Raw genomic sequence first — 26,308 nt, 5'->3', positions numbered from 1 at the left:
GAAGTTTTCCAAGCAGGAGGTTGCGATGCAGATAGTTACTGCTCTCGGTCACGCGCTATGGATGGCTTTCACCATGCTATGGCAAATCTTCTGGGGCCTCAGTCTCGGCTTTCTCTTCTCTGCCGTGATTGAAGTCATCGTCTCGAAGTCGGAGATGTCGAAGCTTCTGCCCGATTCATCGGCCAAAACGCTGACCGTCTCCGCGCTGTTAGGCGCCGCGTCGTCCTCGTGTTCTTATGCGGCAGTCGCGATGGCCCGCTCTATTGTGCGCAAGGGCGGCGACTTTACCGCCGCAATGGCGTTCCAGTTCGCCGCAACGAATCTGGTGCTTGAACTCGGCGTTTTGATGTGGGTGCTCATTTCGTGGCAGTTCGCCGCGGCTGAGTTTATCGGCGGCCCGATCATGATCGTCGTTATGGTGCTCTTCTTCCGTTTCTTTCTCAAAGACTCGCTCAAGCGCGACGCGATCGAGCAGGCGGACAAAGGTATTGCCGGCAGTATGGAAGGCCATGCGGCGATGTCGATGAGCGAACAGCAAGGCACCTGGAAAGAACGCCTGTCGTCCAGAGAGGGATGGATAGCGATCAGTCACAGCTATGCGATGAACTGGGCGATGTTGTGGCGCGACATCGGCGTTGGCTTACTCGTCGCGGGAGCTTTGGGCGCATGGGTGCCCGATAGCTTCTGGCAGAAGTTCTTTCTCGTCAGCCATCCAACGGCCGCGATGATTTGGGGCGCGTTTGTCGGACCGCTCATTGCCGTCGCGTCGTTCACGTGTTCCGTAGGCAACGTGCCGCTTGCAGCAGTGCTGTGGAATGGCGGCATCAGTTTCGGCGGCGTCGCCTCGTTTATTTTTGGCGATCTCATCATCCTGCCCATTCTGAATATCTACAGAAAGTACTATGGCGGGCGAATGACCGCTTTTCTCGCCGTGACGTTCTACCTTGCGATGGTGTCGGCGGCACTCGTTGTGGAAGGACTGTTCCAGGCGCTAGGCTGGGTTCCGCACGAGCGGCATACGGCTGTCGTGGATGCAGCGATTACCTTCAACTATACGACGGTACTGAATATCGTCTTTGGGATTGTGGCTGTCATTTTGACGGTGATCTTTTTTAAAACCGGCGGGCCAGAGATGATGCGCATGATGGAGGGCGGTGAGCACCATCATGCGGACCATTACGGCCATCAGCACCATCACGGGCGCTCGGAATGACCTTCAGAGAGCGCCCAGCGGGGCGTTCTCTGCTCTGATTCACGAATCTATCGCGTCGTGCTCGACCGCTCTAGAAATTGAAGTTGTCGATATTGCCGGCATCGAATGTAGTCGGCGGTCCGAGAATGATCTCGCCTTGCGGGCCGATGGTGCGCTTGCCGAGTTTGCCCGCATCGAACGACTCGCCCTCCTTGCCGCTGATCGTGCCCGACGCGAGCGCCGCGGCTGCATAGCCCGCGAGATAACCCAACTGGTTCGGGTCCCACAACTGGAATGCCTTCACGGTGCCGTTCTTCACGAACGCGCGCATCTGGTTCGGCGTGCCAAGACCGGTCACCGCCACCTTGCCCTTGCTCGACGACGACGAGATATAACGCGCCGCCGCAGCGATGCCCACCGTGGTCGGCGCAACGATCGCCTTCAGGTTCGGATACGCCTGCAACAAACCCTGCGTTTCGACGAACGACTTCTGGTCGTCGTCGTTGCCGTAAGCGATCTTGACCAGCTTGATCTTCGAATACTCGGGCTTCTTCAGTTCCTCCTGCATCCACTTGATCCACGTATTCTGATTGGTCGCATTCGGCGTGGCCGACAGCACCGCGAATTCGCCCTCACCGCCTATCAGCTTCGACACGAGTTGAATCTGGCCTCGGCCGATGCCTTCCGCGTTCGCCTGATTGACGAACAATTGCCGGCCTTCAGGCGCCGTGTCCGAATCGAACGTGACGACCTTGATGCCTTGCGACATCGCCTTCTTCAGATACGGGACGACCGCGTTGGCGTCGTTGGCGGCGATCACAATGGCGTCCTGACGCTGCGTGATCAGCGTGTTGATGTATTGCACCTGCGACGACGCGCCCGCATCCGACGGACCCACCACCTTGCCCACGCCGCCGAATTCCTTGATCGCGGCGAGGCCGCCGTCGTCGGCGATCACTTCATACGGGTTGTTGATCTGCTTCGGCAGGAACGCTATTTTCAGGCCGCTTTTCAGGCCCGCGGCGGGCGCCGCGCAACTGATCGCGAGCAACGCGATGCACAGCGCGGCCGCGCCGGTGTGACGAAGAGGTTTGAACATGAAGTGTCTCCTGCTTGTTGTTGGACGTGGTGATGTCCGGGTTTGGTGGTCAAGCAATGGTCACGTTACGGGGAAGAAACCGACTTCGCGATGAACCGCCGGTCGCGTGCCGCGCGCCAGCGTGCAACCAGATTCGGTATCAGCACCGACGCAAGCAGCAGCACGCCGGTGACGATGGTGAGCGTCTCGCTGGACACGTCGTCGAGCGTCAACGCGTTTTTCAGCACGCCGATAATCAGCAGCGACAGCAGCACGCCGATCATCGAGCCGCGTCCGCCGAAAATGCTCACGCCGCCGAACAGCACGGCGGCAATCACCGACAACTCGAAGCCTTCGCCGTTATCGCCGCGCGCGCTCGTGAAGCGCAGCGTGTAGACCACACCGGCCAGCGCGCTCATCAAACCCGACAGCACGAAAAGACGCAGCCTGATCTTCGCGACCTCGATGCCGGAGAACGCGGCCGCGGTCGGATTCGCGCCGATCGCATAGAGGCTGCGGCCAAACGCGGTAGCCTGCAGCAGCACCGTAAACAGCACGGCGCCGACGATCACGATCGCGAAAGGCAACGGGATGAAACTCGCGCCGAGCGTGTCCATGCCGAACGCGGTGTAAGCAGGCGGAAAATCGGCGACGGCCTGATCGCCGAGCAGCACATACGCGAGCCCGCGAAACAGCGCGAGCGTGCCGATCGTGACCGCGAGCGACGGCAGGTTCAGCTTCACGATCACGAGGCCATTGAGCAGCCCGGCGACCGCGCCCGCGACCAGCACGAGCGCGATCACGACCGGCATCGGCAAGCCCATGTGCCACAGCACGCCCATCAATGCGCTCGATGCACCGAGCACCGAAGCCACCGACAGATCGATTTCAGCGGCGACGATAATCAGCGTCATCGGCAGCGCCATCAACGCGATCTCGGTGAGATCGGCCAGCACGTTGCTCAGATTTGCGCCGGTCAGGAACACGGGCGACAGCATGCGTCCCAGTGCAAGCGACAGTATCAGCACGATCACCAGCAGCGCTTCCCATTGCAGCGGCGTTTCGCGTTTGCGCGTGAGCAGCGCGGAATCGGGTTTAGCCATGATCGCGTTTCCTCATCATGCGTTTGGCGACGGAGCGGGCCAGCAAGGTATCGGCGGTAATCGCGGCGACGATCAGCGCGCCTTCGATCGCCTGCTCCCAGAACGGCGAAACGTGCAGCACGACAAGCGCAATGCTGATCACGCCGAGCACGAGCGCGCCGAGCGTTGCACCGAGTATGGTGCCGACGCCGCCTGTAATCGCCACGCTGCCGACCACGGCCGCCGCCACCACTTGCAGCTCGATGCCCTTCGCGGTGCTCGCATCGACGGTGCCGAAGCGCGCGAGCCACAATGCGCCCGCGAAGCCGGCAATCGCGCCGGACAGCAGAAAGCCCGCCATCACGCGCCGCTCGACATTCACACCGGCAAGACGCGCCGCTTCAGGATTCGAGCCGATCGCATAGTGCTCGCGTCCGCCGCGAAACTGCTTGAGGTAGATCGCGAGCGCGAGCAGCACGACGGCGGCGATCAGCGCGAGCGTCGGTATGCCAAAGAAAGTGCCTGTGGCAAGGCGCGAATACGCTTCGGGCAAGCTCGTTGCGTTGATCTGCCCGCCATGCACCCACGCGTAATCGGCGCCGCGAAAAATGTAAAGCGTCGAAAGCGTCGCGACGAGCGACGGCACGCGGCCCACCGCCACGAGCAACGCGTTGATGCCGCCCGCGACGAGGCCAATCGCGAGTCCCGCCACGAGCGCGACGATTACCGGCATCTGCGGAAACGCAACGTAGAGGCTGCCCACTGCATACGCGCTGATGCCGACCGTCGAGCCCACCGACAGGTCGATATGACGCATCAGGATCACCACGGTCATACCCGCGGTCAGCAGGCTGATGATCGACACGTTGAGCAGCACGTCACGCAGATTCTGCAAGTTCAGGAACTGCGGCCTCGCGAGCGCGGTCCCCACTATCAGCAGAATCAGCACGACGAAGAGCGTCGTCTCGCGGCTCTTCGCGAGGCTCGCAGCGAAGCCGCCTGGCGTACTCGCCGAGCGCTTCGAAGATGGCGGCGGCGTCTGCACCGGCGCGGCATGAGTCGATGAGTGGCGCATCATGCGGCCCGTCCCAGCGGTGGAATGGGTTGTCCGAGTGCCGCGGCCATGATGCGTTCCTCGTCGGCCTCGGCGCGCGCGATCTCAGCGCTGATGCGTCCTTCGTGCATCACCAGCACGCGGTCGGCCATGCCGAGTACTTCAGGCAATTCGCTCGAAATCATCAGCACGGCCATGCCGTCCTGCACGAGTTCGGCGAGCGCGCCATACACCTCGGCTTTTGCGCCGACGTCGATACCGCGCGTGGGTTCGTCGATGATCAGCACTTTCGGGCCCGTTGCCAGCCACTTGCCGAGCACCACCTTCTGCTGATTGCCGCCCGATAACGTGCCCACTGGCGCATGCGGATCGCCCGCTTTCAGACGCAGCCGCGTGCGCCATTTGTTCGCAAGCTGCGTCTCGCTGCGCGTCGTGATCAGGCCGTGTCTGACGAGCCTGCCGAGCACCGTCATCGACGCATTGCGCGCGATGCTCAGCTCCAGCGCGAGCCCTTGCTGGCGTCTGTCTTCGGGCACGAGCGCGAGTCCCGCGCGCACCGCGGCCGCTGCGTTGCCCGCGGCAAGGCGCTTGCCGCCGACCAGGATTTCGCCGGCATCCAGCGGATCGATACCGAAGATCGCGCGCGCGACTTCGCTGCGCCCCGCACCGACGAGACCCGCGAGCGCGACGATCTCGCCTGCGCGGACATCGAACGAAATGTCCTTGAAAACGCCGACGCGCGTTAGACCGCGAACCGACAGACGCACTTCGCCGGGCGGCCGCTCCGCTTTCGGATAGAACGTCTCCAGATCGCGGCCGACCATTTTTGCCACGATAGCGTCGGTGTTCAGATCGGCGGTGAGGCCGTCGAACACCTTCGCGCCGTCGCGCATGATGGTGACACGCTGCGTCAGCGCGAACACCTCGTCGAGCCGGTGCGTGATGAAAAGAATCGCCACGTCCCGCTCGCGCAGCTTGCGCACGATTGCAAAGAGCCGTTCGACTTCGGGCAGCGACAACGCGGCGGTCGGTTCGTCCATGATCAGCACGTTCGCGTTCAGCGACAACGCCTTGGCAATTTCAATCACCTGCTGATCCGCAATCGACAAACCGCGCACCAGTTGATCGGCACGCAGATCGACACCGAGCGACGCGAGCAGGCCGTCCACTTCGCGGCGCATCGCGTCGTACTGAATGCGGCCGATGCGGTCCACGGGCTGCCGTCCCATGAAGATGTTTTCCGCAATCGACAGGTCGAAGAACAGCGTCGGCTCCTGGTAGATCACGGCGAGTCCGGCATCGCGCGCTTCGGCGGGCGTCGCAAAGCGGCGCGGCGTGCCGTCGACGAGCATCTCGCCGCTATCGGGCTGATGCACGCCTGCGAGAATCTTCACGAGCGTCGACTTGCCCGCGCCGTTCTCGCCGAGCAGCGCATGCACTTCGCCGGGCCACAGCACGAGATCGCCGTCGGACAGTGCGCGCACGCGCCCGAACGATTTGCTCGCATGCCGCAATTCGAGCCTCGGCTGAGCGGTTGAGGGTTGCTGCACTGCGTGTCTCCTTCGTTTGCGTTTATCGGGCGCTTTTGTTTTTTTGCCGCGGTTTTTCAGATCCGATAGAAGCGCTCCGCGTTGCCGCAAAAGAGCGCCTCTTTCTCCGCGACACTCGCGCCTTCCACAATCGCGGCATACGCATGCCACAAATCCGTATACGACCCGAACAAACGGTCGACGGGGAAGTTCGACGCGAACATCGCGCGCTCGGCACCGAACGCGTCGATTGTCTCGAGCACATAGGGCCGCAGGCTTTCCACGGTCCATTGATGGTCGAACATCGCGAGTCCGCTGATCTTCACGTACACGTTGCTGCAACCGGCGAGCATGCGCAGGCCGTCGCGCCACGCGCGATAACCGGCGACGCTGCTTCGGTCCACGAACATGCCCGCATGATTGACGGCGAACAGCGTGTCCGAATGCGCGCGCGCCAGAGCGGCGGCCTCTTCCATTTGCGACGGATACAACTGCAAATCGAACGACATGCCGTGACGGCGCAGCAACGCAAAGTTCTCGCGCCACTGCGGCTCGCGCATGTAATGGCGGCCGACGTAATCGAACAATCTGTTCTCGTGCACATTGAGAATCTGCCGCACGCCGCGCGTATTCGCAAACGACGCATGCGCTTCGAGCACCGCGGGCGCATTCGGCGAAGCGAGATCGACGGCGGCGACGATCGCATTCGGCATGCCGCGCGATTCGGCGCGATCGGCGATGCCTTGCAGCCAGCGCGTTTCCTCGACGGGATCGGCGGGATCATGATTGGCTTCGACATGCACGAGCTTTTTCACGTCGATGTCGCCCGCTTCTGCAAGCAGGTTATCGAGCAGATAGTCGTGCTTCAGAGCGCGCGCGTCGCCGACGAAGGACACGCCCGGATTTTCCAGCCAAGGGTAACGGTGCGTATTCAGATCCCACAGGTGGATATGCGAGTCGACAACCTGCATGCGATGCCTCCGTCTTTATAGCGTGGCAAGCAATCAATTAGCTGAGCGAACTCAGACCAAACACCTGTTCGAGCGGCTGCTGAAGCGGCGTGTGGTCCGCGGCGGTATGCATGATGTCGGCCATGTAATCCCACCATTTGCGCATGACTTCGAGTTCGGGAAGCGCGTCCATCGTGTGATGCGTGGTGCGCGTGAGCACCGCGAAAAGATGATCGGTGCCGGGATCGAAGAAGATGCGGTACTCGCGCACGCCGGCGTTGTGCAATGCGTCAACCAGTTCCGGCCAGATCTGTGCGTGCCGGCGCTCGTATTCCTCGCGCATGCCGGGGTTGAGCACCATCCGGAAAGCGATTGTCTCCATTGCGGCTGTCTCTTCGTTGTCTGTTCGTTGTCGTTCGTTGTCTCGGCGTTATGCGCTTTCGCGGCGAAGCGCCTGCAAAGACTATAATTCCAGCGTCGATAGCATCTCAATCCGTTGTTGGGATTGGGCGATCCACAATCCGAATCGCACCGGGATCATGAGCCAACTCTCAGCAACCGTCGCACTCGTCAATCGGCTCAAGTTCAAGCACCTCGCGCTGCTCGTCGCGCTCGACGACGCGCGCAATCTCCATCAGGCCGCCGAAGCCGTCAACGTCGCGCAGCCGAGCGCGAGCCGCATGCTCGGCGACATCGAGGAAGCGTTCGGCTTTCTGCTGTTCGAACGCAACGCGCGCGGCATGACGCCCACGCCGCTCGGCGTCGTCACGCTGGCCTACGCGCGGCGCGCGCTCGCCGAACTCACGCGTTTCGCCGAAGACCTCGAAGTCAAGCGCCGCGGCGGACACGGCCAGTTGACGGTCGGCGCGATCATGGGCGCCGCGCCCGATCTGATGGCGATGGCGGTGGCCGCACTCAAAACCGAAAGCCCCTTGCTCAACGTGCGCATACTCGGCGAAACCAGCGACCAGGTCGTGCAGTTGCTGCATCGCCGCGAAGTCGATCTCGCGCTTGGACGGCTGACGAGTCCGTTGCAACACAACGATTTCAGTTTCGAGCCGCTCGCGCGCGAAACCTTGATGCTCGTGGTGCGCTCCGTACATCCGCTCGCGAGCCGCGCGCGCATCACGTTGCGCGAACTCATCGACTGGCCGTGGGTTGCGCAGCCCGTCAGCAGCCCGGCGCGCGTGCTGTTCGAGGAAGAACTCGCGCGCGCCGGGCTCGCGACGCCGGTCAATCTCACCGAATGCGCGTCGATCTTCGCGACGCTGCAATTGCTCGAGAACTACGATGCGGTCGCGATGCTGCCGGAGTCGGTCGTGCGCGATCACCTGCGCGGCAAACTGCTGGTCGCATTGCCGCTCGAAATCGGCAAGAGCCTTGCGGGTTTCGGCATTCTCACGCGCAAGGAAGAACCGCTCGCCGAGCCGGCGCTGCGCTTCATCGAACTGCTGCGCGGTTTCTCGCGGCGCCTCACACGCGATGGCGGCACCACGTCCACGCTGGCCGCGAATGCTTCCGCACCGGTTAGCTGAAATCGGCATCGCGCGTCATTGCAGATTGACGAACAGCCCGCCGTCGACGAGCAACGCCGCGCCCGTCACATAGCGCGCACGGTCGGACGCGAGAAACACCACGCAGTCCGCCACATCGTCGGGACGGCCCAGGCGCCCGAGCGGAATGCGCTTTTCGAAGTAGGCTTTCTTCGCTTCGTCGGCGAGGTCTTCCGCGTTGAGGTCCGTCGCGATCGTGCCTGGCATCACCGAGTTGCAGCGGATGCCATACGGTCCCAATGCAACCGCACACGACTGCATCAGCGAGTGAACGCCCGCCTTGGTCGGCGTGTAATGCGTCTGCATACCGCCGCCGACGAGCGCGCTGATCGAACTGGTCGCGACAATCGCGCCGCCCGTGCCCTGCGCTTTCATTTGCTGCGCGGCGGCTTGCGTGACGTAGAACGCGCCGTTCAGATTCACCGCGACGGTGGACTCGAGTACTTCCGCCGGCATGTCGAGAAACGCATGGAACGGGCAGATGCCGGCGTTACTCGCGAGCACGTCCACCTTGCCGAATGCCTGCACGGTTTCGCGCACCAGTTGCTGCCCTGTCTCGCGCGCGGCGACATTGCCTTCAATCGCGATCACGCGCCGCCCGAGCGCCTCGATTTCCTCGACCACTTCGGCGACCGCCGAGCGGCGTCCGTACGACGCGTCGTTATCGCCCCAGTAGTTGATCGCGACGTCCGCGCCTTCCGTTGCGCACGCAACGGCTATCGCGCGCCCGATGCCGCGCGAACCGCCGGTGACGATCACGACCTTGTCCTTGAGCAGCACGTCATTCTCCTTCGCTGATTGAATCGAAAGAAGTGCAGCGCATTAGCGCGGATAAGGCCGCACCAGCGCGCATTCCGGATTGAGCCGCACGCCGAAGCCCGGCGTGTCGGGCACTTTCATACGTCCATTGACGGGCACCGGTTCGTCGAGCAGAAGCGGCGTGAACATCGGCACGACTTCGTCGGCTTTGGGCGCCATCATCAGAAACTCGGAGAACGGCGAGTTATGACGCGTGACGACGAAATGATAGCTATACACCGACGAACCATGCGGCACCACCATCACGTTATGCGCATCCGCAAGCGCCGAGATCTTGATGAGCTCGGTAATGCCGCCGCACCAGCCCACGTCCGGTTGAATCAGATCGCAGCATTGCATCTCGAGCAGCATGCGAAAGCCCCAACGCGTCGCTTCGTGTTCTCCCGTCGACACCATCATGCCGCGCGGCACGTTGCGCCGCAGTTCGGCGTAACCCCAGTAGTCGTCGGGCGACAGGCACTCTTCTATCCATTTCAGTCCGTACTCGTGCGCGGCATGCGCGAGCCGCGTCGCATATGGCACGTCCAGACTCATCCAGCAGTCGTACATCAGCCAGAAGTCGTCGCCGACGCGGCTGCGCATGTCGGCAAGTTTCTCGAGGTTGAGCTTGAGTCCCGCTTCGCCTTCGGCGGGACCGTGCTGCAACGGCAGTTTTCCGCCGATAAAGCCCATTTCTTTCGCGAGATCGGGACGCGCGCCGGTTGCATAGAACACCAGTTCGTCGCGCACCGGACCGCCCAATAGTTGATACACCGGCTCCTTGCGCACTTTCGCGAGCAGATCCCACAGCGCGAGATCGACGCCGGAAATCGTATTGAGCACGACGCCTTTGCGCCCGTAATAAAGCGTGGCGTAGTACATCTGATCCCACATCTTCTCGATGTCGGTGACGAGCTGGCCTTCGAGAAAACGCGCCAGATGTTTTTCGACGATGAATGCGCCGATCTCGCCGCCCGTCGTCACCGCGAAGCCGACTGTGCCGTCGCTCGCTTCTATTTCGACAACCAGCGTGCCGAGTACATTGATGCCGAACGACTGGCGGCTCTGACGGTACTCCGGATAACGCGCCATCGGCGTCGAGATGTGATCGTCGATCCAGTGTCCGCCGGGTTGGTCGTGATAGTCCGCTCCGCCGCCGCGGACGATGAAGGCACGCACGTGCCGGATTGTGGGCATGGCCATGAGAGAGAGGCTCCGTGATGGGCGTCGAAGGTGTCGCCGGGAATGCGCCTAGCGGGCGCGATGCAGCAGGTCGTGAAATGAATCGGCAGGCTGCGCGCCGTCGCGGCGCAACAGCGTGCCGATCAGCAGCGCGGCGAGCAGACTGGACGCGCCGAGCACGACCAGTCCCGCCGATGTCGAGGAAAACGCGCGCTCGGCCGCGGTGCGCAAGCTCGGCGCAATGAAACCGCCGAGGCTGCCGAGCGAGTTGATCAGCGCGATGCCGCCCGCGGCGGCGGCACCGGTCAGGAGGCGCGTCGGGAATGTCCAGAACAGCGGCTGGGCGGCAATGAAACCGCTTGCCGCGCAGCACAGCGCAATTAGCCCGATGACCGGGTTATGCGCGAGCCCCGATAGGCCGATGCCAAGGCCCGCCATGACGAGCAACGCGGAAGCCCAGCGACGATGCCCGCCCGTCCGATCCGCGCGGCGCGGCACGTACCAGGTGACGGCGAGCGCACACAACCACGGCAATGCGGCGACGAGTCCGACGTGAAAACCCACGGTCGTTCCAAGCAAAGCGGCGACCTGTTGCGGCAAATAAAAGATCACGCCATAGACGCTCATCTGAATCAGCAGATAGATGAGCGACAGCAGCAAAACGCGGCGATCCACCAGCGCGGCAAGAATGCGATGCGGTCCATGTGCCGAGGCTGCGCGCGCGTCTTCATCGAGCGCCGCGCGCAAGCTCGTGCGTTCGTGCGAATCGAGCCAGCGTGCGTCGTCGGGACGATTGTCGAGATACCAGAAAGCCCATATACCGACGAGCGTGGCGAGCAAGCCTTCGACGAGAAAAAGCCACTGCCAGCCCGCGAGGCCGAACGCGCCATGCAGTTCGAGCAGCGAGCCCGACAACGGACCACCGAAGATAAACGCCAACGGCGCGCCGAAATAAAACATGCCGACGGCGCGGGCGCGCGCACGCTGTGGGAACCAGTGTGCGAGGTAATAAATGACGCCGGGAAAGAAGCCTGCTTCGGCGACACCTAATAGAAACCGCAATGTGTAGAACATCGTCGCGGTATGCGCCATGCACATCGCCGCCGAGACCAGTCCCCACGTCACCATGATGCGGCACATCCATGCTCGCGCGCCGACGCGATGCAGCAGCAAATTGCTTGGCACCTCGAACAATGCATAGCCGACAAAGAAAACGCCCGCGCCGAACGCAAAGGCCGCGTTCGAAAGCCCGGTGTCGTGCTGCAGCGCCTTCTGTGCGAAGCCGATGTTCGCGCGGTCGAGAAATGCCAGCACGTACATCAATAGCAGGAATGGCAGCAGCCGGCGCATGACCTTGCCGGTGATCGCCTCCAGCGAAGCGCTCGCTTGCGGGTCCATGTCATCTCCTTCGCGCAGCTCGCGTTCGCGGCCTCGCGGTTCTTGTGTGATGTGACGCGTGCGCCTTGAGCGGCGCCGCGTTGGACGCTCAGTAAGTCGCGCGTCCGCCCGACAGATCGAATACCGAGCCGGTGCTGAATGCGCAGTCTTCTGAGGCGAGCCAGAGAATCAGCGACGCCGCTTCTTCGGGGAGAAGAAAGCGGTTCATCGGAATCTTTGAAAGCATATAGTCGATGTGCTGCTGCGACATTGAATCGAAGATCTCGGTCTTTGCGGCTGCGGGCGTGACCGCGTTGACGAGAATGTTCTTCGTCGCGAGTTCCTTGCCGAGCGATTTTGTGAGGCCGATGAGCCCCGCCTTCGACGCGCTGTAGTGCGACGCGTTCGGGTTGCCCTCCTTGCCCGCGACCGACGCGATATTGACGATCCGCCCATAGCCCTGCTTGAGCATCTGCGGGACGACGGCGCGGCAGGTGAGATACGGGCCGATCAGATTGACGTCGATGACGCGCCGCCACATCTCCGGCTCCAGTTCCCATGTCGTGCCGTTGCCGCCGGTAATGCCCGCCGAATTAATCAGCACGTCGATCGCGCCGTGATCGAGAACGGTCTGCGCAACCGCATGCTGGACGGCCGCTTCCTGGGTAAGTTCGACGGTGACCGCGGTCACCTTGCCGAGTGCGCTGAGTTCGCGCTGACTGCGCGCGAGCCGCTCGCCGTCGATGTCCCATAGCGCGACCGATGCACCCGAGTTCAGCGCGCGTTGCGCCACCGCATAGCCGATGCCGCGCGCGCCGCCCGTGATGGCGACAACGCGTCCTTCCAGATCGATTCGGTTCATTCGCGTCTCCAGCGTCCGTGTTTTCGTAGTGGGCTTTACGGCAATATACGGGCGCCGTGATGCGGCAACAATCCGAGAAATGGAAAGGTCGATAACAAAACTGGATCGGTGAACGGGCCGTGCGGACGTGCGGGACGATTGGCGAAGTCCGCAGGAAGAGACAGTATGAATCCGGTCAGATCGCTTCCTGGCACAGCGCCATCATGCGCTGAACCATCGTGCTCGCTTCGTTCAGTTCCATTTCGCTCGTAAAGAGCGCCTGTACATTCGACAGGCGCACGGCCACGCCCGCGTCGATGAGATCCTGGCTTGCGATTTTCAAGGCGAGTTGCCCGATGCGCACACGCTCGAGCCAATGCATGGTCGTTCTATTTTTTGCGAGCCACTGGCGGCAGCACTGAACGACGTGATCCACGCGCCACTCGGCGCTAAGCGCATACGATGCCGCCGCGATCGCCACGAGAAAGCACAGCAACTCCGCACGCGTCGCCGGAGTGTGTGTCGAGTCGACTTTTTTCATCCGCGTGATTTTTCCACCTGTCCTGTTCAACTGTGAGCACTTCGACTCGCACTTGCCGGCCGTATCCGGCCGTAGAAATAGTCAGCTTAGTGAATTGAGGGCGCGCGCGTCGAAATCAACACCCGCGCCTTCTAATGACCAGAAGCTACACGCGGCAGTTGCATTCGGTGCACGCCACCGCTTCTGGCGCAGGCTTGCTCTCGCCGCTTCTACCGAAGCTCGCGAGCGCCGCCAGTCCGAGCAACGCGAGGCCGCTGCCGAACAGAAAGTCCGTCGCAATGCCCACGTGATCGACCACGATTCCGCCGACGAGCGAACCCACCGCAATCGCCACCTGAATGATGCTCACGAAGAGCGCGGAGCCGGCTTCCGGAGAATCGGGCGTCGCGCGCTGAATCCAGATGCTGAAGCATAGCGGCAGCGCGCCGAACGCCACGCCCCACGCGAGTACGAGCGCAATGACGCCGGGCGGCGAATGCTGTAATACGGGCAGCAGAACAAGCGCGAACAGGAGCAGCGAGATCATCGCACCAAGGGAGATTTTCAGACTGCGCGTAACCGTCGACGAAACAGCGAAGTTCGAAAAGAAACCGATGATGCCAAAGCCGAGCAGGAGCCAGGTAATGGTCGGCATCGTCAGGTTCGCATTGCGCAGCAGGAACGGCGTGATGTACGTGTACGACGAGAAGTGCGCGCCGAACACGAGCCCCACCATCATCATGCTGCGGCGCGGATGCGGCCTGCGCAGCAGCGAAACGAGATCGTGCAAACGCAATGCGGCGTTCGAGGGCAGCGACGGCACGAACAGGAACTGCGCAATCAGCGCACTCGCGACGAGCCCGCCCGTTGCCATGAACGACGCGCGCCACGACGCGAAGCTCGCGATGAACGTGCCGAGCGGCACGCCGATCACCGTTGCACAGGTGACGCCGGTGAGGATCGTCGCCATCGCGCGCGCCGAGTCTTTCGGCAGCACGAGACGCCCGGACGCAGCAGTGGCGAGCGTCCAGAAGCCGCCGAGCGCGGCGCCGAGCAACGCGCGACCCGCCAGCATCACACCGAAATTCGGCGCGAACGCCGAAATCAGATTGGATGCCAGCAATAAAGCCGTGAGTAACAGGAAGACGAGCCGCCGATCCATGCGGCCCGCGACCAGCATCAGGCCAGGCGCAGAAATCGCGGCGATCACGCCGGGCACCGTGACCATCAAACCGGCCGTGCCAGGCGACACGCCGAGATCGGCGGCGACGCGCGGCAAGAGTCCGACCGGCAAAAATTCCGTCGTCACGAATGCAAAGGCGCCGATTGCAACGGCCACAACGGCGAGCCATGAACGCAAGGGCGACGACGCTCGGTCGTCGTCGGGCGCGACCTCGCTCGCCGGCAAATTATCTTCTCTCAACATGGGTGACGCATGCTCCATCGTGATTCGTTGAAATCAAGGAAACCTCGCGAACAAAGGGGTTTTTTCATTGCCTCGCTGTCCGGTATCCTTCAGCGCAAGTGAGCAAGATACAGCAGTTTGGCGGACTTCGTTTGGACACGAACGCTCTCGCGGCAAGCGTCGCGAATGACAAACACGCCGCGCGATTGAGCACTGTCCTTATCGAGTTCGCCCCGTAAAGCCGGCCTTCAGTGCATCGACGACGAGTTCAACCGCCCTCGACGACTTATGACGGCTCGGATAATAAACATGGTGGCCGACAAATGTCGGAAACCAGTCTTCGAGAACCCAGGCGAGACGCCCGGCCTCGACATGCGGCTCCACCAGTTTCTTCGGCACGTACGCAAGCCCGAAGCCGGCGAGCGCGGCCTCGACCATCTGATAGACGTTATTGAAAGTCAGTTGTCCCTCTACGCGAACCTGTAGCTCGCGCCGCCCCTTACTCAACTCCCAGGCCAGCAACGAGTTCATGGTCGGCAGGCGCAGATTGATGCAGTTGTGCCGAGTCAGATCCTGCGGTGTTTTCGCCACGATTCTCGACGCGAGATATTCCGGCGATCCGACTATCGACATCGTCATATCGGGCGCAATGCGCATCGCGATCATGTCTTTCGCGACCTGGTCGCCGAGGCGCACGCCAATGTCGTACCCGTCCGCGACCAGATCGGAAAGCCCATAGTCGTACACGAGCTCGATTTTGATCTCCGGGTATTGGTGCAATAGCGTTTGTACTCGCGGCCAGACGTATTCGTTTGCCGCGTAGTCCGTCGTCGTGATCCGAACGCTTCCGGCGGGCCGGTCCGTCATTGCACGCAGCGATTCAAGCTCTGCCTCGATGTCCCTAAGGCGCGGTCCGATTGACGAAAGCAGCCGCTCGCCCGCCTCTGTCGGCGCGACACTGCGCGTCGTGCGAGTGAGCAACGGCACGCCCATTCGCGCTTCGAGCGCGCGCACCATGCGACTCAGAGCCGATTGCGACATGCCTAGCTGCGCGGCTGCACGCGTGAAGTTCCGCTCATGCGCGACTCGCATGAACGCGGCCAGTTCGTTGAAGTCTTCCATTTCGATTCATGCACCATTGCATAAGACCATGCCAAGTTTGCCACCTAGTCGCATGAATGGCGAGACGTTACATTGATGTAATGCACCGACCCACCTCGACGGAGAAGCAGCACGATGGAATTGAAGCGCGCGGGCTCCCAGCCCTCTATTAAAGGCCCTGACGAATGGTTCACCGGCACTGTCCGCATCGATCCTTTGAATGCTCCGCCGCCGCCCGCACGCGTGTCGTGCGCCAGCGTCACGTTCGAGCCGGGCGCGCGGACCGCGTGGCACACGCACCCGCTTGGCCAGACGCTGCTCGTGACGGCCGGTTGCGGCTGGACGCAATGCGAGGGCGAGCCGCGTGTGGAGATTCGTGCCGGCGATGTGATCTGGTGCCCGCCCGGCCACAAGCACTGGCATGGCGCGACATCGACTACCGCAATGACTCACATCGCAATTCAGGAAGCGCTCGACGGCAAGAACGTCAATTGGCTCGAGAAGGTGACGGACGAGCAGTACCTCCAATCGGTCGGCGATGAGCAACACCGCCAGCCATAACCTCGTTCTCCGCCGGCCTGCGTTAATCGCGGCACTGAGCGCGTCGCTCTTCGTCTGCGCCTGCGCATCTATTAAAGGGAGTGGAAGTATGGAACAAGCATCGTCCGTTGCGGACTTGAAATCGGTATCTCCAGCGTTCGCGCGATACACCGCGAACACTGTGTTCGACGGTCTATGGAAGCGGCCGCAGCTCTCGCCACGCGACCGCAGCATCGTCACGCTTTCGGTAATGATCTCGCGCGGGCAGACCGCCGACATGCCATTTTACTTCGGGCTTGCGCTAGACAATGGCGTTAAACCAGCCGAGATCTCGGAGATGATCGCGCATCTGGCGTTCTATTCCGGGTGGGGCAATGCAACCGCTGCATCGAGCGTGGCGACGCGCATCTTCGACGAAAGAGGCATTGGACCTGATCAGATTCCTGACGCCGACGTGACGTTACTGCCTTTAAACGAAAGCTCGGAACAGCAGCGCGCGCGGATGGTCGAGGAGAACTTCGGCGAAGTGGCGCCCGGCGTCGTTCAATACACGACCGATGCGCTCTTCCGCGATTTGTGGCTGCGTCCGGGACTCGCGCCGCGAGACAGGAGCCTCGTGACAGTGAGCGCACTGGTTGCGAACGGCCAGGTCGCGCAGATTCCGTATCACCTGAACCGCGCGATGGACAATGGGCTCACAAAAGCCGAAGCGTCCGAGGCATTGACCCACTTGGCCTTCTACGCGGGATGGCCGAATGTATTCTCGGCAATGCCTATGTTCAAGGATGTGTTCGCAAAGCGTGCGGTGTGACGGATCAATTGCGGCGCTGCCCGCTCATGTCTGCGCAGACCGATGCTCATCCCTCGCAGCGAGCCAAACTTCCTTCGCGGCATCTGCATTGACAATGGCGATTCCGAGTCCGACCAGAAGATCGGGCCAGCCCGAGCGCCATAACAATGTGACCAGTCCCGCGAGAATGATCGCGATATTCGCGAAGGCGTCATTGCGAGCCGACAGGAATGCCGCGCGAGTAAGGCTGCCCGAATGGTGCCGGAATCTGGCGAGCACAACCGCACACGCGAGGTTGACCGCTAACGCTCCAAGTCCGGTGCCCGACAGCAGCCAGGGCTCCGGCGGTGTCGGTGCATTGAACTTCTGCCATGCGGTCCAGAGCAGCGCCAACGCAGGGACTAATAGAATTGCCGCGAGCACCATGCCGGCACGCGCTCTATTGCGCACGGACCATCCGAGAGCGGCGAAAATTAAAAAGTTGACCACGGCGTCTTCGAGAAAATCGATGCTGTCGGCGAAAAGCGAAACCGATCCAATTTTCCGGGCAACAAAGAACTCGACGAAAAAATACGCGGCGTTTGCCAGAGCGACGCCGGCCACGACCCGACGCAGTAGCGGGCGCGTCATTGCAGATGATGCGTTCGGCCGCATCGCGTCAAGCCTGCGTCGATTCGCCGATAGGAACAGCCTCCACCCCTCGCACCGGCCCCACCGACTCGCGCACCGTCACGCTGACCGGAAACTCGCGGAATATCTCCCACGTGGTTCGATAGCACTGGTTGATGAGCCAGCGCACCGCGTTCTGCGTCAGTTCGGCAGTCGGAATATGGACCGACGTGAGGCCGGGCGCGGCATAGGCAGCGGAGTAATCATCGTCGTAACCGATCACCGACAATTCGTGCGGCACTGAAACGCCCGCCTGATGAAAACGCGCGAGCGCGCTGACAGCCATCGTGTCGTTTGCGCAGAAGAGACCCGTAAAACGCTGCTTCGAATCAAGCAGTTTTTGCGCGGCCGCATAGCCGCCTTCCGGCGAGAAGTCCGATTCGATCAAGGTCACGTCGCCCCGCGCAATGCCCGCGCGCGCGAGTTCGGCGAAGAAACCTTCGAGCCGCGTCATGTTGTCCGACGCGGTAAAAGGCCCTGAAATCACGGCGATTTCGCGATGCCCGTGGTCCAGCAGTGTGCGCGCAGCCAGCTCGCCGCCATGCCGATGATCCGCGCAAAACGACGCTTCTGGAAACTGATCGAACGCCCGATTCAGAAAAACCATTTTCGGGTGCATCCGATGCAGCATGATGAGGTCTTCGTCATGCAGATCGTGGCTGATTACCACGACGCCGTCGCAGTCGCGGCCAATCAGAAAACGCACGGCCTCGATGGCCTGCTCGCGCGGCGACACTTCGCCGCAGCCGGTTGCCACGACCACATGACGTCGCACGGCGCGCAGTTCAGTGTCGGTCTGCTTGAGGATCGTGCCGTAATACGAGCCGAAGAACGTCGGCACGAAAATGCCGATCATGCCGAGCGACTGCGTCGCCATTGCGCGGCCAATGGACGACGGGCGGAAGTTGAGCTGCTCGATTGCGGCCCGCACGCGCGCGGCCGCGTCGCCGGAAACGGGCCCTTTGCCGGAAATAACGCGCGATGCGGTCGACATGCCGACACCGGCCAGCGCCGCGACATCTTTCAGTGTTGCCACACGGTTCTCCGTCACCCAGGCGGGTTTCATCCCTACTCTGACCGGCGCTATAAACGCGCGCCGCCCGCTGCGTCGAAGAGCGAGACGTGTGTGCTGTCTAGCGAGAACGATACGGTGTCGCCCGGCATCAACGGCGCTTTGCTCTGATCGATCGACGCGATCTGCGCTCCATGATAGTCGAGCCAGACCACGCGGTGGTTGCCCATCGGCTCGACAAGCGAAACTTTCGCGCGCTCGCCGGCCTGCTCGCCGCTCTGCGTTGTGTGAATGCGCACGTCCTCCGCGCGAACACCGAGCACGCATGACTGAGGCTGCGCTCGTGCATCGCTACGCGGATTCGTGAACGCATACTTCGACACATCGAGCCGCCAGTGCGCAGTGCAAAAATGCAGCGCCCCGTCGCGCTGCTCGAGCGTACCGTCGACGAGATTCATCGCCGGTGTGCCGAGAAACGTTGCAACGAACAGGTTGGCGGGCCGCGCATAGACTTCGGCGGGCGTGCCGAACTGCTGGATCGCGCCGCCGCGCATCACGGCCATGCGCGTGGCGAGCGTCATCGCCTCGACCTGATCGTGCGTCACGTAAATCATCGTTGCGCCGAGCCGCTGATGCAATTGCTTGAGTTCGCGGCGCAATTCGGTGCGCAGTTTCGCGTCGAGATTCGACAATGGCTCGTCGAATAGAAACACGTCCGCTTCACGCACGATCGCGCGGCCAATCGCGACTCGCTGCCGTTGTCCGCCCGATAATTGCGCCGGCTTGCGCTTGAGCAGCGGTCCGAGTTGCAGCATCTCGGACGCGCGTGCCACGCGCCGCGCGATCTCCGCCTTCGGCGTGCCGTTGATACGCAACGCAAACGACAAATTACGCTCGACGCTCATCGTCGGATACAACGCGTACGACTGGAATACGAGCGCAATGCGGCGATCTTTCGGATCGGCCCACGTCATGTCCTCGCCGGCAATTTCAATGCTGCCCTCGGTCACGTCGATCAGCCCCGCGATGCTGTGAAGCAGCGTCGATTTACCGCAGCCCGAAGGCCCGAGCAGCACGACGAATTCGCCCGCCTGAACGTCGAGATCGAGGTTTTCAATCACGGTATTCGCGCCGAGCCGGATAGTCAGATCGCGCACCGCGACGTTTGCGGCGTGCGCGACGTCCGCCGCACTCGCCACGCCCGGCGCCTCACTGTTGCGCGGCACGCTGCCCAGCGGACTGGTCAGCGCGTTTGTCTCTTTCGCCACGTATGTCATCGCCCTATCCTTTGACCGCACCGGACGCAATGCCGCGCACGAACCAGCGGCCGGAGATGAAGTACACCGCGAGCGGCACCAGCGAAGTCAGAATGGTCGCCGCCATGTTGACGTTATAAAGCCGCTCGCCGGTCGTCGTATTGATGATGTTGTTCAGTTGCACCGTCATCGGCAAGTTTTTAGTGCCGGCAAACACGAGGCCGAGAATGAAGTCGTTCCAGATACCCGTCACCTGCATGATGATCGCCACGACAATGATCGGCGTCGACATAGGCAGCATCAACTGGATAAAGATACGCCAGAAACCGCCGCCGTCGATGCGCGCGGCCTTGAACAGTTCTTGCGGAATCGACGCGTAGTAGTTGCGAAACAGCAGCGTCATGACCGGCATGCCGAAGATCGTATGAATCACGACGATGCCCGGCAGCGAACTGAACAGATGCACGCTCGCCAGCACGCGCACAAGCGGATACACCATCACCTGAACCGGGATAAAGGCGCCCATCAGCAATACGCCGAACAGCACGCCGGCACCGCGCGGCCGCCAGAAAGACAATGCATAGCCGTTCACCGCGCCGATCGCGATAGAGAACACCGTGCTCGGCACGACGATACGCACGGAGTTCCAGAAGCCGACTTGAATACCGTTGCAGTCGAGTCCGGTGCATGCGGACTGCCACGCGGCGCTCCATGCTTGCAGCGTGAAATGCGTGGGAAAAGCGAGCAGATTGCCGAGGCGGATTTCGCTCATCGGTTTAACCGACGTCACGAGCATCACATAAAGCGGCAGTAGAAAGAACAGCGCGGCGGTGAGCAGAAATGCGTACACGCCGACGCGCGCCGGCGTGAGCGCCGCGCGGCGCCGGTGCTTCAGCATGGGTCGCGGCATGCCGCGCTTCAGTGCAGAGCCGGGCGTGTTCATCACACCTCCTTGCGTAATGCCGCACGGCTGCGCGCATAGAAGAACGGCGCGAGAATCGCGAGCACGGTCGCGAGCAAGACGATCGACGCCGCCGACGCGAGGCCGATATTCGCGCGGCCGAACAGATAGTCCATGATGAACTTCGCCGGTACTTCGCTCGCGGTGCCGGGGCCGCCTTGCGTCATCGCGACCACGGCGTCGTAGAGCTTCACGACCATCACGAACAGCAGCACGAAGGCGGTCGAGATCGACGGCCCGAGCATCGGCACGACGATGCTTGCATAGACCCGCCAGCGCGGAATGCCGTCGATACGCGCGGCCTTCCACAGCTCGTCGTCGATGCCGCGCAAGCCCGCGAGCAGCAAAGCCATCACGAGTCCGGAAGCCTGCCACACGGTGGCAATGACGATCGTATAGATCGCCCAGTCCTGATCGACGATCCAGTCGAAGCGCGCATGCACGAAACCCAGCTTGTGCAGCACGGCCTGCGCGCCGAGTTGCGGATTCAGAATCCATTGCCAGACGAGACCTGTCGCAACGAACGACATCGCGTAAGGATATAAAAACACCGTGCGCAATGCGCCTTCCGCGACCACGCGTTGATCGATAAAGATCGCGAGCAGCAAGCCGATCACCATGCACGCGACAATAAAGCACGCGCCGTAAATCACGATGTTTTGCAGCGACAACAACCAGCGGCCGTTGTTGAAAAGCCTCGTGTATTGCGTGAGGCCCGCGAAGTCGCCGGATGGAAACGTGCGCGAGTTGCTGAGCGAAACCCGCGCGGTCCAGATCATCGTGCCGAGATAGGCGAACACGACGGTCAGCGCCATCGGCAGCAATGCAAGCCATGCTGCCAACGAAAAGCGCCTTTTTAGCGGCTTTTTCGCGGGGTTTTTACGCAATCCCGAACGCGAGCGCGACGACGCATGCAACTTGAGCGCGTGCATGTCGAACCTAACTCTTCAGCGCGCTTGCGAACGCCTTTTGCGCGTCGTCGACCGACTGGTTTTTATTCCAGAAGTTAGTGACGACGTCGATCAGCGCGCCTTGCATATCCGGCGACAACAGCATTTCCGGGTTCGGCAACTGGCGCGACTTGTCCTTCATGATCGCAATGCCCTCCTTCGCGCAGATGTCAAGCGTGCCCGCGTCTACGTCGGGGCGAATCGGAATCGAGCCTTTCCTTGCGCTAAATGCGACTTGCGCGGACGGCGAGGTCATCACCGTGGCGAGAAGATTTTGCGCTTTCACCGTGGCGGCGTTATCGCTCTTTGGAAATACGAATACGTCGCCGGCGACGAGATACGGCGAATGCGGACCGAAGCCGGGGAAACAGCCGAATTCCTTACCCGCGCTCTGCTTCGCCGCGGAGAACTCGCCCTTCGCCCAATCGCCCATGATCTGCACACCGGCCTTGCCGGAAATGACCAGTGCCGTCGCATCGTTCCAGTTGCGGCCGGGCGAACCGGCGTCGACGAAATCGTGCAGGCGCTTGAACGCAACCAGTACTTTTTTGAACGCGTCGGACTTCACCGCATTGGCGTCGTGATCGCGATACACCTTCAGGTAGAGGTCGGGACCGCCTACATCGGCGAGCACGGCGTCGAATGTGATCTTTTCCTGCCAGGGCTGGCCGCCGAATGCGAGTGGAATGATGCCTGCGGCTTTGAGCTTACCGAGATCGGCGATGAACTCGTCGTAGTTTTGCGGCTCGGCGGTAATGCCGGCTTTCTGGAATGCGGGCCTCGAGTAGAAGAACCACGCCGGCATATGAATGTCGACCGGCGCCGCATAGTAATGGCCTTTTACTTTGATGCTGTCGAGTATCGATTGCGGGAATACGCTGTTCCAGTTTTCTTTTGCGGCGACGTCGTCGACATTGTTGAGCAGTCCCTGATCGATCAGATCATGAAACTGCTTCGACGTATTGAACTGCGCGGCCGTGGGTGGATCGCCGCCGACAATGCGGTTGATCGCCGTGGAGCGCGCCTGGTCCGCGCCCGCGACCGCGTTATCGACCCACTGGCCGCCGGCTTTGTTATATGCATCGGCGAACTGGCGAATCGCGGCTGACTCGCCGCCCGAGGTCCACCAGTGAATCACATTCGCTTTCAAAGGCTCGGCGTGCGCGACGATGCCGTACAACGCGAGTGCTGCAACCATCGCCCGCAAGACCGTTTTTCTGCTGTTCATTCCGTCTCCTCCAAAGGCTCGCGCCCGTGTTCCAGGTCGACATGCAAACCAGCTTTCGTTGCCTATATGTGTTGCTTCCGTTCCTTGCGCTCTTTCAGGAAGCGCGACACCAGTTCGGCACTCCGCTTTATCGTGCGCTTCTGCGTCGCGTAATCGACATGCACGATGCCGAAGCGGCGCTCGTATCCGAATGCCCACTCGAAGTTGTCCATCAGCGACCACAAGAAATAACCGCGTATGTCGACGCCCGCCTTGATGGCTTCGTCGACGGCCGCAAGATGGCGCTTCAGAAACGAAATGCGTTGTGTGTCGTCCACGCGGCCGTCGATCACTTTATCGTCGGAGGCCATGCCGTTTTCGGTGATATAGACCGGCGGCAAATTCGCATACTCGCGCCTGAAGCTGATCAGCAGATCGCGCAAACCGTCGGGATACACTTCCCAGCCCATCTGTGTGCGCTCGACGCCTTGCAGCGGCACGTCCTTGAAGCCGTGAGCACCATCGCTCGCGACATTCGTGCGGAAGTAATAGTTGATGCCGAGAAAATCGAGCGGCGCGGAAATGGTCTGCATGTCGCCATCGAGTATCAATGGCTCGGTGCCTGGCCACAGTTCGAAAAGCGCCTGCGGATACGTGCCCTTTAGCAATGGATCGAGAATCCACGCATTGTGCTGAACCTCGAACAGATGCGCGGCGCGGCGATCGTCGGCACTATCGCTATCGGGCGTGCCGCGCCCGATGTTCGCGACAATGCCCTTTTGCGAAGCCGGATCGTTCGCGCTCAATACAGGTACGGCGAGACCGTGCGCGAGCAGCAGATGATGCATCGCCTGCGTGGCAAAGCGCCCGTTGGCAAGACCCGGCGCGTGATGGCCATTTCCATAGCCGAGATACGCGGAACACCAGGGCTCGTTGAGCGTCGCCCATGCATCGACGTTGCCGGCCAATTCCCGGCTCATCAAATCCGCGTAATCGGCGAAACGGTACGCGGTTTCTCGATTCAGCCACCCGCCGCGATCTTCAAGATGCTGCGGCAAATCCCAGTGATAAAGCGTGACGAACGTCGTGATGCCCTTCTCTTTCAGACGCGCGAGCAGGCGCTTATAGAAGTCGAGTCCCTTGCGATTGGGCGTGCCGTCCAGATGCATCACGCGCGGCCACGCGATCGACAATCTATAGCCTTCGAGCCCGAGCCCCGCGAGCATGTCGACATCCGCTTCCCAACGATGATAGTGATCGCAGGCCACTTCGCCGCTGTCGCCGGCAAGCACCTTGCCGGGCGTCGCGCAGAAGGTGTCCCATATCGAAGGCAGGCGGCCGTCTTCGTTGACAGCGCCTTCGATCTGATACGAGGCAGTGGCCGCGCCTAATAGAAAGTTCTCGCGCCACAAAGTAGAGTCGGCGGGCGGCGTGAACGGATCGGCGGATGAATGAGAGGAAAGTGCGTCGTGTGCCACGGATTCTCCATGCAAGCGAGTTGCTCGGCTGAACTGACTGAACCGGGTACGGCAATGACGAAAAGCGACAGCGTTGGACGTCGAAAGACCTGAGACTGGAAGCGCTTCCACACAAGCGCCCGCGAACAATATCAGTGGGCTCTTTGGCGCAGCAATCAGGGTTTGTCTGGAGGGGCGCTGGCACGCGCGCTTAGTGCATGTGCGATGCATGTGCAATGCATCGCGACGCGTGGCGATGCATTAAAGCGGAAGCTTTGCGCGCGTGGTCAAAGACGAAGACAGTATCGATTGTTCTTCTTCCGCCATCGTCACGAGAGATTCGGCAAGCGCGCGAATCTTGTGCTGCGGCGCGCGTTGCGACGGATAGACGAGAAAGTAGCCGAGGCCGTTGCGCGCGACGTGATCGAAGGGCGTGACGAGCACTCCCGCTTCGATTCGGTCTCTTGCCATCCTTGCATCGCCGATAGCGACACCGTGCCCTTGCGCGGCGGCGGTGAGTGTCAATTCCAGTGTGTCGAGAACCAGTCCCCTGTCGGCATCGACATCTTTAGCAAGCGCACTGTCTAGCCAGCATCGCCATTCGTCATGACTGGGCCCGGGATGCAGCAACGTGAGACGCGCGAGGTCAGCTAAACATGTCAGCGATGCGGCCACCTCCGGCGTACACATTGGAGTCAGCGTCTCTGCAAACAAAGGTATCGCATTCAGTCCCGCCCACTGTCCGCTGCCGCGCACGACAATCGCGTCGATGTCGGGCGTAGTGAATTCCGGCGTGTCGTCGGATGAAGTCGAGATGCGCAACTCGATTCCCTTAAGCGCGCTATTGATGTCCGAAAGCCGCGGCAGCAGCCATCGAATCGCAAACGTGGACGGTAATCGCAGCGTGAGAACCGCGCCCGTTGCAGCGTGTAGATCGGCATGCTCTACGAGCCGCGCAAGTACATCGACTGCGACGGCCTGCAGCGCCTGTCCCTCGGCGGTCAGTGTCAGCCCCGACGCATGGCGCACGAAAAGCGCGCAGCGATAGTGCGCTTCCAGTTGCTGAATCTGGCGACTCACCGCGCCTTGCGTGCGGCACAGATGATCCGCGGCTTTGCTGATGCTGCCGAAATGCCCGGCCGCCACGAATGACTGCAATGCCGCGAGTGGCGGCAAGCGGCGCGTGAGGTCGGCAAGCGGATATGCGAGCGCGGCATACCCGGCTTGCAAATTTTTCGATGGTTCGGTCATCGGTGCATCGCTATGGTGTCGATACCGGATGCCCGTTTGTTCAGACGGGTCGGATTGCCAATAAGGAGGACGATCGTGAATTCATCGTCGAAAGAACTATACACGGAGCAGATTCGTACTTACCTCGCAGCGCTGGAACGCGGCGACGTCGGCGCGATTTGCGCATTGTTCACACCGGACGCGCAAATCTTCTCGCCGTTTCTCGGCTGGATGAAGCCGGCGCCGTTCTTTGCAAAGGTCAATGCGGCGTCGGGCAAAAGCACGATCACACCTATCGACATTTGCGTGAGCGCGACTGGAGCTCCGCGCGCGACGGGTTACTTCATCTACGACTGGGGACTGAAAGACGGTTCGGCGGTGCGCTTTGAATGCGTCGATGTATTCGAATTCGATGAGAACGCAATCATCGAACGGATGATCATCGTCTACGACACCTATCCGATTCGCAGCACGGTCGGCGATAAATACGCGTAGAGGAAAGACGCACTAGACACGCTAACGCGGTGGGCATGGTGCTTGCTGACGGGAAACCACATCCAACGTACTCATTGCT

General features: G+C 61.5%; 26 protein-coding genes. 5 read left to right on the top strand and 21 right to left on the bottom strand.

Features of this window, described 5'->3' with window-relative positions; translation table 11 throughout:
* Positions 1-25 precede the first annotated feature (25 nt).
* Complete coding sequence (locus tag P0D87_RS04030) at positions 26-1,213, top strand: permease (RefSeq protein ID WP_029965862.1); 1,188 nt, start codon at positions 26-28, stop codon at positions 1,211-1,213.
* Between the two features lie 70 nt (positions 1,214-1,283).
* Here P0D87_RS04030 and rhaS read toward each other — a convergent pair whose 3' ends face one another.
* From rhaS to P0D87_RS04000, 6 genes are all read right to left on the bottom strand, one after another.
* A complete protein-coding gene (gene rhaS, locus P0D87_RS04025) occupies positions 1,284-2,291 on the bottom strand; it encodes a rhamnose ABC transporter substrate-binding protein (protein WP_053859273.1) in 1,008 nt (335 codons plus the stop codon).
* 65 nt (positions 2,292-2,356) lie between these two features.
* Complete coding sequence (locus tag P0D87_RS04020; protein ID WP_053859274.1) at positions 2,357-3,373, bottom strand: ABC transporter permease; 1,017 nt, start codon at positions 3,371-3,373, stop codon at positions 2,357-2,359.
* Complete coding sequence (locus tag P0D87_RS04015; RefSeq protein ID WP_053859275.1) at positions 3,366-4,430, bottom strand: ABC transporter permease; 1,065 nt, start codon at positions 4,428-4,430, stop codon at positions 3,366-3,368. The genes P0D87_RS04020 and P0D87_RS04015 overlap by 8 nt, the downstream gene beginning before the upstream one ends.
* Complete coding sequence (locus P0D87_RS04010) at positions 4,427-5,956, bottom strand: sugar ABC transporter ATP-binding protein (RefSeq protein WP_053859276.1); 1,530 nt, start codon at positions 5,954-5,956, stop codon at positions 4,427-4,429. Before P0D87_RS04010 ends, P0D87_RS04015 begins: the two co-directional genes overlap by 4 nt.
* A gap of 56 nt (positions 5,957-6,012) precedes the next feature.
* Positions 6,013-6,906 carry an amidohydrolase family protein gene (locus tag P0D87_RS04005; RefSeq protein ID WP_053859277.1) on the bottom strand — a complete coding sequence of 298 codons (894 nt, stop codon included), beginning with the start codon at positions 6,904-6,906 and terminating at the stop codon, positions 6,013-6,015.
* Between the two features lie 37 nt (positions 6,907-6,943).
* Positions 6,944-7,267 (bottom strand): L-rhamnose mutarotase, encoded by a 324-nt coding sequence (locus P0D87_RS04000; RefSeq protein WP_053859278.1) that lies wholly within the window; start codon positions 7,265-7,267, stop codon positions 6,944-6,946.
* Between the two features lie 157 nt (positions 7,268-7,424).
* On the opposite strand from P0D87_RS04000, the gene P0D87_RS03995 reads away from it, so the two are divergent.
* Positions 7,425-8,420, top strand: a complete 996-nt coding sequence (locus P0D87_RS03995; RefSeq protein WP_006046686.1) for a LysR family transcriptional regulator — start codon at positions 7,425-7,427, stop codon at positions 8,418-8,420.
* Between the two features lie 15 nt (positions 8,421-8,435).
* On the opposite strand, the gene lra1 is transcribed toward P0D87_RS03995, so the two are convergent.
* The 7 genes from lra1 to P0D87_RS03960 all read right to left on the bottom strand — a co-directional run bounded on the left by lra1 (position 8,436) and on the right by P0D87_RS03960 (position 15,683).
* Positions 8,436-9,218, bottom strand: a complete 783-nt coding sequence (gene lra1 / locus P0D87_RS03990) for an L-rhamnose 1-dehydrogenase Lra1 (protein ID WP_053859279.1) — start codon at positions 9,216-9,218, stop codon at positions 8,436-8,438.
* 42 nt (positions 9,219-9,260) lie between these two features.
* The gene (rhmD, locus tag P0D87_RS03985; protein WP_006046684.1) at positions 9,261-10,439 is read right to left on the bottom strand and encodes an L-rhamnonate dehydratase; all 1,179 of its coding nucleotides are present in this window, start codon (positions 10,437-10,439) and stop codon (positions 9,261-9,263) included.
* Positions 10,440-10,487: 48 nt separating this feature from the next.
* Positions 10,488-11,816, bottom strand: a complete 1,329-nt coding sequence (locus P0D87_RS03980) for an MFS transporter (protein WP_053859280.1) — start codon at positions 11,814-11,816, stop codon at positions 10,488-10,490.
* An 88-nt stretch (positions 11,817-11,904) separates the two neighbouring features.
* Positions 11,905-12,657: an SDR family NAD(P)-dependent oxidoreductase gene (locus P0D87_RS03975; protein ID WP_006046682.1), complete on the bottom strand. Its 753-nt coding sequence runs from the start codon at positions 12,655-12,657 to the stop codon at positions 11,905-11,907.
* Between the two features lie 175 nt (positions 12,658-12,832).
* On the bottom strand, positions 12,833-13,177 hold the full coding sequence (locus P0D87_RS03970) for a hypothetical protein (RefSeq protein ID WP_006046681.1): 345 nt from the start codon (positions 13,175-13,177) through the stop codon (positions 12,833-12,835).
* A 145-nt stretch (positions 13,178-13,322) separates the two neighbouring features.
* Positions 13,323-14,582, bottom strand: coding sequence for an MFS transporter (locus tag P0D87_RS03965; RefSeq protein WP_053859281.1), 1,260 nt, complete (start codon positions 14,580-14,582; stop codon positions 13,323-13,325).
* 198 nt (positions 14,583-14,780) lie between these two features.
* A complete protein-coding gene (locus P0D87_RS03960) occupies positions 14,781-15,683 on the bottom strand; it encodes a LysR family transcriptional regulator (protein WP_053859282.1) in 903 nt (300 codons plus the stop codon).
* Positions 15,684-15,797: 114 nt separating this feature from the next.
* On the opposite strand from P0D87_RS03960, the gene P0D87_RS03955 reads away from it, so the two are divergent.
* Together P0D87_RS03955 and P0D87_RS03950 are read left to right on the top strand one after the other, a co-directional pair.
* A complete protein-coding gene (locus P0D87_RS03955; RefSeq protein ID WP_053859283.1) occupies positions 15,798-16,223 on the top strand; it encodes a (R)-mandelonitrile lyase in 426 nt (141 codons plus the stop codon).
* The gene (locus tag P0D87_RS03950; protein WP_053859284.1) at positions 16,201-17,013 is read left to right on the top strand and encodes a carboxymuconolactone decarboxylase family protein; all 813 of its coding nucleotides are present in this window, start codon (positions 16,201-16,203) and stop codon (positions 17,011-17,013) included. Before P0D87_RS03955 ends, P0D87_RS03950 begins: the two co-directional genes overlap by 23 nt.
* Before the next feature lie 24 nt (positions 17,014-17,037).
* Here the strand turns inward: P0D87_RS03950 and P0D87_RS03945 are convergent, their stop codons facing one another.
* The 8 genes from P0D87_RS03945 to P0D87_RS03910 all read right to left on the bottom strand — a co-directional run bounded on the left by P0D87_RS03945 (position 17,038) and on the right by P0D87_RS03910 (position 25,755).
* Positions 17,038-17,622: a cation efflux transmembrane domain-containing protein gene (locus P0D87_RS03945; RefSeq protein ID WP_408636730.1), complete on the bottom strand. Its 585-nt coding sequence runs from the start codon at positions 17,620-17,622 to the stop codon at positions 17,038-17,040.
* A 28-nt stretch (positions 17,623-17,650) separates the two neighbouring features.
* On the bottom strand, positions 17,651-18,697 hold the full coding sequence (locus tag P0D87_RS03940) for a LacI family DNA-binding transcriptional regulator (RefSeq protein WP_408636729.1): 1,047 nt from the start codon (positions 18,695-18,697) through the stop codon (positions 17,651-17,653).
* 47 nt (positions 18,698-18,744) lie between these two features.
* Positions 18,745-19,950, bottom strand: coding sequence for an ABC transporter ATP-binding protein (locus P0D87_RS03935; RefSeq protein WP_053859287.1), 1,206 nt, complete (start codon positions 19,948-19,950; stop codon positions 18,745-18,747).
* Positions 19,951-19,954: 4 nt separating this feature from the next.
* Positions 19,955-20,872, bottom strand: coding sequence for a carbohydrate ABC transporter permease (locus P0D87_RS03930; protein WP_053859288.1), 918 nt, complete (start codon positions 20,870-20,872; stop codon positions 19,955-19,957).
* Complete coding sequence (locus P0D87_RS03925) at positions 20,872-21,822, bottom strand: carbohydrate ABC transporter permease (RefSeq protein WP_053859289.1); 951 nt, start codon at positions 21,820-21,822, stop codon at positions 20,872-20,874. Before P0D87_RS03925 ends, P0D87_RS03930 begins: the two co-directional genes overlap by 1 nt.
* A gap of 7 nt (positions 21,823-21,829) precedes the next feature.
* Positions 21,830-23,068: an ABC transporter substrate-binding protein gene (locus P0D87_RS03920; protein ID WP_053859290.1), complete on the bottom strand. Its 1,239-nt coding sequence runs from the start codon at positions 23,066-23,068 to the stop codon at positions 21,830-21,832.
* A 62-nt stretch (positions 23,069-23,130) separates the two neighbouring features.
* Positions 23,131-24,525 carry a GH1 family beta-glucosidase gene (locus P0D87_RS03915; RefSeq protein ID WP_053859291.1) on the bottom strand — a complete coding sequence of 465 codons (1,395 nt, stop codon included), beginning with the start codon at positions 24,523-24,525 and terminating at the stop codon, positions 23,131-23,133.
* Between the two features lie 240 nt (positions 24,526-24,765).
* Positions 24,766-25,755, bottom strand: a complete 990-nt coding sequence (locus P0D87_RS03910; protein ID WP_053859292.1) for a LysR substrate-binding domain-containing protein — start codon at positions 25,753-25,755, stop codon at positions 24,766-24,768.
* Positions 25,756-25,830: 75 nt separating this feature from the next.
* Here P0D87_RS03910 and P0D87_RS03905 point away from each other — a divergent pair, with 75 nt between their 5' ends.
* The gene (locus P0D87_RS03905) at positions 25,831-26,229 is read left to right on the top strand and encodes a nuclear transport factor 2 family protein (protein ID WP_006046668.1); all 399 of its coding nucleotides are present in this window, start codon (positions 25,831-25,833) and stop codon (positions 26,227-26,229) included.
* Positions 26,230-26,308 lie beyond the last annotated feature (79 nt).

Origin of the sequence: Paraburkholderia sp. RL17-368-BIF-A (assembly GCF_046054045.1) — a bacterium.
Lineage (GTDB): Bacteria > Pseudomonadota > Gammaproteobacteria > Burkholderiales > Burkholderiaceae > Paraburkholderia > Paraburkholderia graminis.
The sequence above is the reverse complement of the archived record's forward strand: the minus strand, read 5'-3'. Positions and strand labels throughout refer to the sequence as shown.